General features: G+C 40.0%; 2 protein-coding genes. One reads left to right on the forward strand and one right to left on the reverse strand.

Translation table 11 applies throughout. The features are described 5' to 3' along the window. Positions 1-169: 169 nt before the first annotated feature. Positions 170-715, reverse strand: coding sequence for a redoxin domain-containing protein (locus F6K49_RS42470; protein ID WP_293030349.1), 546 nt, complete (start codon positions 713-715; stop codon positions 170-172). Positions 716-1,612: 897 nt separating this feature from the next. Between F6K49_RS42470 and F6K49_RS42475 the strand changes: the two genes are divergently transcribed. Then, the gene (locus F6K49_RS42475; RefSeq protein WP_293107422.1) at positions 1,613-1,951 is read left to right on the forward strand and encodes an AAA-like domain-containing protein; all 339 of its coding nucleotides are present in this window, start codon (positions 1,613-1,615) and stop codon (positions 1,949-1,951) included. Positions 1,952-2,268 lie beyond the last annotated feature (317 nt).

A 2,268-nucleotide genomic window follows, 5' to 3' on the forward strand; every position in this document is an offset into this window, starting at 1 on the left:
TATGAAAAAATCCGTGAAAGTCGCCGCTTCAATCCCCGGAGTCACTTGTCCCAAGTTCGACTATGATTATATCTAGCAGTTCTCAATTGGGTGAGGGACTTACTAGGAGTGGGTTAATGGGAGTAGGGAGTAGGGAGTAGGGAGTAGGGGTAAGACCATTGACTTTACCTCATAAGAGGGTATCGATGGCATTTAACAGTGTCTCTACTTCAGCATTTGAATTGAGAAAAGAAAATAGATGTTGAAAGCGGAGTTTTCCTAGCTGATCTAAAAGAAATTGGCCAGGTAGGGGAGCACCCAGTGCTTGACCAAGGTTATAGCCGCGAAAGGTGCCACAGTTGGGGTCGCTCAGAAGTGGCATTCGTAAACTGAGATCGTTAACAACTTGTTGGCTTTGCCTGATATCTGTACTCGTAATCATTAACACCTCAACTCCTTTCTCAGTGAAACGTTGGTAGTTCTCATTGATGTTTTTGATGTGAGGGAAGCACAGGGGACAGTAATGCTTTTCTGTGAAAATTCGGGTGAATGCCAAGATGACCGGTTGTTTACCCTGATAATCGGATAATTTGGTCTGACGGTTATTGGTAATATCTGGTAGCTCAAAATCAGGTGTCCTTGCTCCGAGTTGTAGGGCGTTAGTTGCTGGTACAGGCACAAAATTGTGGAAGAAGCGCTGATTGATTAAGCCACTAAAGTTAAGGTCTGTGAGCATCAGGGGTTCAATTGTCCTAGACAGGGAATAGTTTATGGTTACTGTTATAGTTTACCTGTAGGCACCCTTAACTGTGGCTAGTTCAGGCAAAGAAGGGCGATCGCTACCCATAAACCACCAGGACTTATAGCAGTTTGCACTTAACTTAGTTACAATAACAACAATAATAAAAAAATTTTGTTATCTCTTCTTTAGTCAAAAAATTACAACAATCAACTAGAGCTTGTTCTAACTCATCTCTAGTCATGGGGACTAAAGAACGCAAATAGTTTTTCAAAATAAACCAAAATTTTTACAAAGTAAGTTTTAAAACTTCCTGGGGGGCGATAATGAAGGCTATAAAGCCTACTGGAGAAGGAAAGCAGCTCTCACACATTGGCGATAATAGTGATGTTTATGGGGATATAAAGAGATAAATTATTGCATTAAATATTCTAAAAAAACAAAAAAAGCAAGTAAATTAATTATGTTTAAACAGAACGATAAAAAAATTACTATGTCGTTTGTATAATATTTGTTTTTAAGTGGTACTATTTACCTAGTGGTCGACACCTTTATGTTTGCCGTTATGACCTAAAAAAAATGCCCAACTATAGTCTAAATTAATTTCTATTGGTGCGCATTACCTAGGCGATGGAATGCGCACCGCAATAAAATAATAGAAACAAGTCGGTCATTATTGAATTTAGTATCTTCCATACTATATCCTACTCTTTTTAGATATCGGAACATTCTTTCAATAACTCTATACTTGGTGATAAGACTTGTTTTTGTTCCTCCAAGCTACTGCTGCATTTTTTTGGTAATAATTCAGGGCGTTGCATAATTTTGTTGTCAACAAAGAAAAATTATTGACAATAGCCTCCGATTTTTCCGGAGGCTATTTCCTTAAACCCCTTGTCATACCTGATTTTTCCCCCTAATTGTCGCCCCTCTAGGCAGCTTGCTCTCTATCACTTGGCTTGCCAAAACCTTAGCCTAGAAAAAATTCTTGAGCAAGCACCTACTGGAGAGGGAATTTCTAGGGTTCATCTGCTGCTAAAATTAACTAGACTTAGGCAAAATCATGAGTTAGCCAGTTTCTTCAACAAGGTGATTCAAACCGATAGAGGTGTTGAGTTAGATTCAATCTTAATCAATAGATTAAAAAATCTAGGTTTGATAACCTTTGACGGAAATTACGTCATGCCAAGTTGTGATTTATATCGTCAGTATTTCTTAGCACAGCTTAATTAGGCGTGATTTATCGCCAAGGGAGCATTCAGCCGTCAGCTATCAGCTGTCAGCCGTCAGCCTTTGGGCGACGCTACGCTAATGGCTACGCTACTGTTCGCGCAGCGTGCGCGTAGCGCAATCGGTGCTATCAGCTATCAGCTATCAGCTATCAGCTATTGGCCGTAGGCCACGCTAGTTGAGGTGTTTATGGCCTTGCTGACGGACACAAGTGCTTGAAAAGCAAGTAGGGGAGGGGTTGGACAAAACAGAAAAATCTGGGTAAATGGGGTAGTCAATAAAAATCCCAATTATGACCCAGAAAAAAATCTACTCACAAG

This window comes from Moorena sp. SIO3I6 (assembly GCF_010672095.1).